Genomic DNA, 6,969 nt, shown 5'->3' with positions numbered 1-6,969 from the left:
CGTAGCTCAGTTGGTAGAGCACGGGATTGTGACTCCCGTTGTCGTGGGTTCGATCCCCATCGTCCACCCCATATTTCAAAAGGCGCCAGATTTAACAGTCTGGCGCCTTTTTTGTTTTTGCGGTTCTGAAGCCCGGTATCGCGGTTTTGGGGCGCAGGGGCAGGGCGCTTCGTCGTATTTAAGTTGTTCGATGATGTTGCACTGCTCGCCGTTCTTGCTCGCAAGGTCGGCCGTCAGGGAGTGATTGGCAGTCTCTTCTATATATAGAAGCGGTTGGCACAGAGCCCTGGCGCGAAGGGTTGTATTCGCCTGCGGGGCGCGCTGCGTTTGTGTGGCGGCCCCGCTAAATTGCCTGCTGTTTTTTTACCCGTTTTCAGTAGGGTGACTTCTTGAGTTTGACCCACTAGAATGCATGCCCTTGATTCTTGGGTCGGAAACGGCCGGCTAACGTCTGTGCAACGAGGAATATCCATGCAAGTTTCTGTTGAAAATACTACTGCTCTCGAGCGCCGCATGAGCGTCACCGTGCCGGCTGAGCGCATCGAGACTCAGGTCAACAAGCGTCTGCAGCAGACTGCCCAAAAGGCCAAGATTGCTGGCTTCCGTCCAGGCAAAGTGCCAATGAGCGAAATCAAGCGCCGTTTCGGTGCTGATGCGCGCCAGGAAGCAGTAGGCGACGTCATCCAGTCTTCCTTCTACGAAGCCGTGGTCGAGCAGAAGCTGAACCCTGCCGGTTCGCCTTCGATCGAGCCAAAGTCGCTCGAAGCGGGCAAGGATCTGGAATACGTAGCCGTGTTCGAAGTCTTCCCAGAGTTCACCGTTGCCGGCTTCGAAGGCATCACTGTCGAGCGCCTGAGCGCTGACGTGACTGACGCTGATCTGGACAAGATGCTCGACATCCTGCGCAAGCAGAACACCCGTTTCGAAGTGGCCGATCGCGCTGCCCAGAACGAAGACCAGTTGAACATCGATTTCGTTGGCAAGGTTGACGGCGAAGTGTTCGCTGGCGGTTCCGCCAAGGGCACTCAGCTGGTGCTGGGTTCCGGTCGCATGATCCCGGGCTTCGAAGAAGGCCTGGTAGGTGCTAAAGCCGGCGAAGAGCGCGTGCTGAACCTGACTTTCCCTGAGGACTATCAGAACCTCGACCTGGCGGGCAAGACTGCCGAGTTCACCGTGACCGTCAACACTGTGTCGGAGCCTAAGCTGCCAGAGCTGAACGAAGAGTTCTTCGCTCAGTTCGGCATCAAGGAAAGCGGCATCGACGGTTTCCGCACCGAAGTTCGCAAGAACATGGAGCGCGAACTGCGTCAGGCAATCAAGTCCAAGGTCAAGAACCAGGTGATGGATGGTCTGCTGGCCACCAACCCGATCGAAGTGCCGAAGGCCCTGCTGTCCAACGAAGTTGACCGTCTGCGCGTGCAGGCTGTTCAGCAGTTCGGTGGCAACATCAAGCCTGACCAACTGCCGGCCGAGCTGTTCGAAGAGCAAGCCAAGCGTCGCGTAGTGCTGGGCCTGATCGTCGCTGAAGTGGTCAAGCAATTCGACCTCAAGCCTGACGACGCTCGCGTTCGCGAAATGATTCAGGAAATGGCTTCGGCCTACCAGGAGCCTGAGCAGGTCGTGTCGTGGTACTACAAAAACGAGCAGCAACTGAACGAAGTGCGTTCGGTTGTGCTGGAAGAACAAGTTGTGGATACTGTTCTGCAGAAAGCTAGTGTGACCGACAAATCGGTCTCCTACGAAGAAGCAGTCAAGCCGGTAGAAGCTCCAACAGCCGACTGATTGATTTTGCGTTAGAAGTGCACACCATAAGCCAGCTCTCGAGCTGGCTTATGCGTATTCAAGACATAACTATTTGGGAGCGACTGCAGAGCATGTTCCGTAATTCTTATATTCAGCAGAACTCTGATATCCAGGCCGCAGGCGGTCTGGTCCCGATGGTTGTCGAGCAGTCCGCTCGTGGCGAACGCGCCTACGACATCTACTCGCGCCTGCTCAAGGAGCGAGTGATCTTTCTGGTGGGTCCGGTAGAGGACTACATGGCCAACCTGATCTGTGCGCAACTGCTGTTCCTTGAAGCGGAAAACCCGGACAAGGACATCCATCTGTACATCAACTCACCGGGCGGTTCGGTGACAGCGGGCATGTCGATCTACGACACCATGCAGTTCATCAAGCCCAACGTCTCGACGACCTGTATCGGTCAGGCGTGCAGCATGGGCGCATTCCTGCTGACCGCCGGTGCACCGGGCAAGCGTTTCTGCCTGCCAAACTCGCGCGTGATGATTCACCAGCCACTGGGCGGTTTCCAGGGCCAGGCTTCGGATATCGAAATCCATGCCAAGGAAATCCTCTTCATCCGCGAGCGACTGAACACGCTGATGGCCAAGCACAGCGGCCGTACTCTGGAAGAAATCGAACGCGATACCAATCGCGACAACTTCATGAGTGCAGAAGCTGCGAAGGAATACGGCCTGATCGACGAAGTAATCAATCAGCGTCCAGCTTAAAATAAGCGGCACAAAACAGGCCTGATCGGCGCGTCCGATCAGCAGCGGGCTTGAAAAAGCCCGCAATAGCCTTCATCTTGTGTTGCAAGCCTATCGGATTTGGATCGAACGAATGACTGACACCCGCAACGGCGAGGACAACGGCAAGCTGCTCTATTGCTCCTTCTGTGGCAAAAGCCAGCATGAAGTGCGCAAATTGATTGCCGGCCCCTCGGTCTTTATCTGCGACGAGTGCGTCGACCTGTGCAATGACATCATCCGCGAGGAGGTGCAGGAAGCCCAGGCCGAAAGCAGCGCGCATAAATTGCCTTCGCCTAAAGAAATCAGCGGCATCCTTGACCAGTACGTCATTGGTCAGGAACGTGCCAAAAAGGTTTTGGCCGTAGCGGTGTACAACCACTACAAGCGCCTGAACCAGCGTGACAAGAAGGCTGACGACGTCGAACTCGGCAAGAGCAACATCCTGCTGATCGGCCCGACAGGCTCTGGTAAAACCCTGCTGGCGGAAACGCTGGCACGCTTGCTGAACGTTCCGTTCACCATCGCTGACGCTACCACCCTCACCGAGGCGGGTTACGTGGGTGAAGATGTCGAGAACATCATTCAGAAGCTGCTGCAAAAGTGCGATTACGACGTAGAGAAAGCCCAGATGGGTATTGTCTATATCGACGAAATCGACAAGATTTCCCGCAAGTCCGACAACCCGTCGATCACCCGCGATGTGTCCGGTGAAGGCGTGCAGCAGGCCTTGCTGAAGTTGATCGAAGGCACGGTTGCCTCGGTACCGCCGCAAGGTGGCCGCAAGCATCCGCAGCAGGAATTCCTGCAGGTCGACACCCGTAACATCCTGTTCATCTGCGGTGGTGCGTTCTCCGGTCTGGAAAAGGTTATTCAGAACCGTTCCACCAAGGGCGGCATCGGTTTCAACGCAGAAGTGCGCAGCAAGGAAGAGGGCAAGAAAGTCGGTGAGTCCCTGCGTGAAGTCGAGCCTGACGATCTGGTCAAGTTCGGTCTGATCCCGGAATTCGTCGGTCGTCTGCCGGTTCTTGCGACGCTGGACGAGCTGGATGAGGCTGCGCTGATGCAGATTCTCACCGAGCCGAAAAACGCCTTGACCAAGCAATACGCCAAGCTGTTCGAGATGGAAGGCGTGGATCTGGAATTCCGTTCCGACGCGCTGAAATCGGTCGCCAAACGTGCCCTGGAACGTAAAACCGGTGCCCGTGGACTGCGTTCGATTCTCGAAGGTGTGCTGCTCGACACGATGTACGAAATCCCCTCGCAGTCCGAGGTGAGCAAGGTCGTGATCGACGAAAGCGTCATCGAAGGCAAGTCCAAGCCACTGTATATTTACGAAAACAGTGAGCCGACGGCCAAGGCAGCACCGGACGCGTAAGTGTCCACTGTGCTGCAACAGGAAGGGGCCTTCGGGCCTCTTTTTTTTTATGTCATTTTTTACAGCCGTTTTGCGCTTGTTTTTTTTCGAGGCAGCCCCCATCTTGGTTTCAAGCTTAATTCCATCTGATTACGGCCATATGGCCGCCGTAGAGGCGAAATCATGAAGACAACCATCGAATTGCCTCTCCTGCCATTGCGTGATGTCGTGGTTTATCCGCACATGGTTATCCCGCTGTTCGTGGGGCGCGAGAAGTCCATCGAAGCCCTTGAGGCCGCGATGGCAGGCGATAAGCAGATCCTGCTGCTGGCCCAGAGAAACCCGGCCGATGATGATCCCGGTGAGGACGCGCTCTATCGCGTAGGTACTATCGCCACCGTTCTTCAATTGCTGAAGCTGCCTGATGGCACCGTCAAGGTGCTGGTCGAAGGTGAGCAGCGCGGCACCGTTGAGCGTTTCAGCGAGGTCGACGGCCACTGCCGTGCCGAAGTGTCGCTGATCGAAGAAGTCGACGCCGCCGAGCGCGAATCCGAAGTCTTCGTGCGCACGCTGCTGTCGCAATTCGAGCAATACGTGCAACTGGGCAAGAAAGTCCCGGCTGAAGTCCTGTCGTCGCTCAACAGCATCGATGAGCCGGGGCGTCTGGTCGACACCATGGCCGCGCACATGGCGCTGAAGATCGAGCAGAAGCAGGAAATCCTCGAGATCATCGACCTGTCGGCCCGCGTCGAACACGTGCTGGCGTTGCTGGATGCCGAGATCGACCTGCTGCAGGTCGAAAAACGCATTCGTGGCCGCGTCAAAAAGCAGATGGAGCGCAGCCAGCGCGAGTACTACCTGAATGAGCAGATGAAGGCCATTCAGAAAGAGCTGGGCGATGGTGATGAAGGCCACAACGAAATCGAAGAGCTGAAAAAGCGTATCGATGCCGCGGGCCTGCCGAAGGACGCGCTGGCCAAGGCGACAGCCGAGCTGAACAAGCTCAAGCAGATGTCGCCGATGTCCGCCGAGGCCACCGTGGTGCGCTCGTACATCGACTGGCTGGTGCAGGTGCCGTGGAAGGCCCAGAGCAAGGTGCGTCTGGATCTGGCGCGGGCGGAAGACATTCTCGATGCCGATCACTACGGCCTCGAAGAGGTCAAGGAACGCATCCTTGAATACCTCGCCGTGCAAAAACGCGTGAAAAAAATCCGTGGCCCGGTGTTGTGCCTGGTAGGTCCTCCGGGCGTGGGTAAAACCTCGCTGGCCGAGTCGATCGCCCATGCGACCAACCGTAAATTCGTGCGCATGGCCTTGGGTGGCGTGCGTGATGAAGCGGAAATCCGTGGTCACCGTCGGACCTACATCGGTTCGATGCCGGGAAGATTGATTCAAAAGATGACAAAAGTCGGGGTGCGCAACCCGCTGTTCCTGCTCGATGAGATCGACAAGATGGGCAGCGACATGCGTGGCGATCCGGCGTCGGCGTTGCTGGAAGTGCTCGATCCCGAGCAAAACCATAACTTCAACGATCACTATCTGGAGGTCGATTACGACCTGTCCGATGTGATGTTCCTGTGCACCTCGAACTCGATGAATATTCCGCCGGCCTTGCTGGACCGGATGGAAGTCATCCGTCTGCCGGGTTACACCGAAGACGAGAAGATCAATATCGCCGTCAAATACCTCTCGCCAAAACAGATCACTGCCAATGGTCTGAAGAAGGGCGAGCTGGAATTCGACGAAGAAGCGATCCGCGACATCATCCGTTACTACACCCGTGAAGCCGGCGTGCGTGGCCTGGAACGCCAGATCGCCAAGGTCTGCCGCAAGGCCGTCAAAGAGCATGCGCTGGAGAAACGCTTCTCGGTGAAAGTGACAGCTGACTTGCTGGAACACTTCCTCGGTGTGCGTAAATTCCGCTACGGCCTGGCCGAGCAGCAGGATCAGGTCGGTCAGGTGACAGGCCTTGCCTGGACTCAGGTTGGTGGTGAGTTGCTGACCATCGAAGCTGCTGTCGTACCGGGCAAAGGGCAACTGATCAAGACCGGTTCGCTGGGCGATGTGATGGTCGAATCGATCACCGCGGCCCTGACGGTCGTACGCAGCCGTGCAAAGAGCCTGGGCATTCCTCTGGACTTCCACGAGAAGCGTGACACCCACATTCACATGCCGGAAGGGGCCACGCCGAAAGACGGTCCGAGTGCCGGCGTAGGCATGTGCACGGCGCTGGTCTCGGCATTGACCGGCATCCCGGTGCGCGCCGATGTCGCCATGACGGGTGAAATCACCTTGCGTGGACAAGTGCTGGCAATTGGCGGTCTGAAGGAAAAACTGCTGGCGGCACATCGTGGCGGAATCAAGGTTGTGATTATTCCGGAAGAGAATGTGCGCGATCTGAAGGAGATTCCTGACAATATCAAGCAGGATCTGCAGATTAAACCGGTTAAATGGATTGACGAAGTCCTGCAAATTGCGCTGCAATACGCGCCGGAGCCCTTGCCGGATGTGGCTCCGGAGATAGTTGCCAAGGACGAAAAACGTGAGTCTGACTCTAAGGAAAGAATTAGCACGCATTAATACGTTTTTGCCTGGGGGGCTTCCTTGACAGCTTTTTAGAGCCCTTGTTATAAAGCGGCTCTTAAGTGTCTGTAGGCCATTCAGCACTCGTTTTTGCTTTCACCAAAAAAACTTAGAATCATCTCAAAATAGATATAAGGGGACTTAGAGTGAACAAGTCGGAACTGATTGATGCTATCGCTGCATCCGCTGATATCCCGAAAGCTGCTGCTGGCCGTGCGCTGGACGCTGTAATCGAATCCGTCACTGGCGCTCTGAAGGCTGGCGACTCCGTTGTTCTGGTTGGTTTCGGTACTTTCTCCGTGACTGACCGTCCGGCGCGTACCGGTCGTAACCCGCAAACTGGCAAGACTCTGGAAATCCCGGCTGCCAAGAAGCCAGGTTTCAAAGCCGGTAAAGCACTGAAAGAAGCTGTTAACTAAGTTTTCAGGTTTTTACCCATCCGGGTCGGGGTCAAGCCTGACTTGGCAGCGGAGCGGTAGAGCAGGTGGCTGGAACAGGCAC

Annotated in this window: 5 protein-coding genes; all 5 read left to right on the top strand. The window is 56.3% G+C overall.

The genetic code is table 11. The features are described from left to right. The first annotated feature begins 471 nt into the window (after positions 1-471). Positions 472-1,782: a trigger factor gene (gene tig, locus HU743_RS26020; protein ID WP_186549829.1), complete on the top strand. Its 1,311-nt coding sequence runs from the start codon at positions 472-474 to the stop codon at positions 1,780-1,782. Positions 1,783-1,874: 92 nt separating this feature from the next. Next, on the top strand, positions 1,875-2,510 hold the full coding sequence (clpP, locus tag HU743_RS26015; protein ID WP_007951559.1) for an ATP-dependent Clp endopeptidase proteolytic subunit ClpP: 636 nt from the start codon (positions 1,875-1,877) through the stop codon (positions 2,508-2,510). 112 nt (positions 2,511-2,622) lie between these two features. Next, positions 2,623-3,906 carry an ATP-dependent Clp protease ATP-binding subunit ClpX gene (gene clpX, locus HU743_RS26010; RefSeq protein WP_016775335.1) on the top strand — a complete coding sequence of 428 codons (1,284 nt, stop codon included), beginning with the start codon at positions 2,623-2,625 and terminating at the stop codon, positions 3,904-3,906. A 162-nt stretch (positions 3,907-4,068) separates the two neighbouring features. Beyond that, positions 4,069-6,465: an endopeptidase La gene (gene lon / locus HU743_RS26005; RefSeq protein ID WP_186652142.1), complete on the top strand. Its 2,397-nt coding sequence runs from the start codon at positions 4,069-4,071 to the stop codon at positions 6,463-6,465. 149 nt (positions 6,466-6,614) lie between these two features. Then, positions 6,615-6,887: an HU family DNA-binding protein gene (locus tag HU743_RS26000; protein ID WP_003183171.1), complete on the top strand. Its 273-nt coding sequence runs from the start codon at positions 6,615-6,617 to the stop codon at positions 6,885-6,887. Positions 6,888-6,969 lie beyond the last annotated feature (82 nt).

It is taken from the genome of Pseudomonas sp. SWRI99, assembly GCF_014270125.1.
In the GTDB taxonomy this organism is placed as follows: Bacteria; Pseudomonadota; Gammaproteobacteria; order Pseudomonadales; family Pseudomonadaceae; genus Aquipseudomonas; species Aquipseudomonas hamedanensis.
This window is presented reverse-complemented; position numbering and strand designations above follow the sequence as displayed.

Coding starts and splice junctions, on each gene's coding strand:
- tig (WP_186549829.1), top strand. CDS start 472: ATGCAAGTTTCTGTTGAAAATACTACTGCTCTCGAGCGCCGCATGAGC.
- clpP (WP_007951559.1), top strand. CDS start 1,875: ATGTTCCGTAATTCTTATATTCAGCAGAACTCTGATATCCAGGCCGCA.
- clpX (WP_016775335.1), top strand. CDS start 2,623: ATGACTGACACCCGCAACGGCGAGGACAACGGCAAGCTGCTCTATTGC.
- lon (WP_186652142.1), top strand. CDS start 4,069: ATGAAGACAACCATCGAATTGCCTCTCCTGCCATTGCGTGATGTCGTG.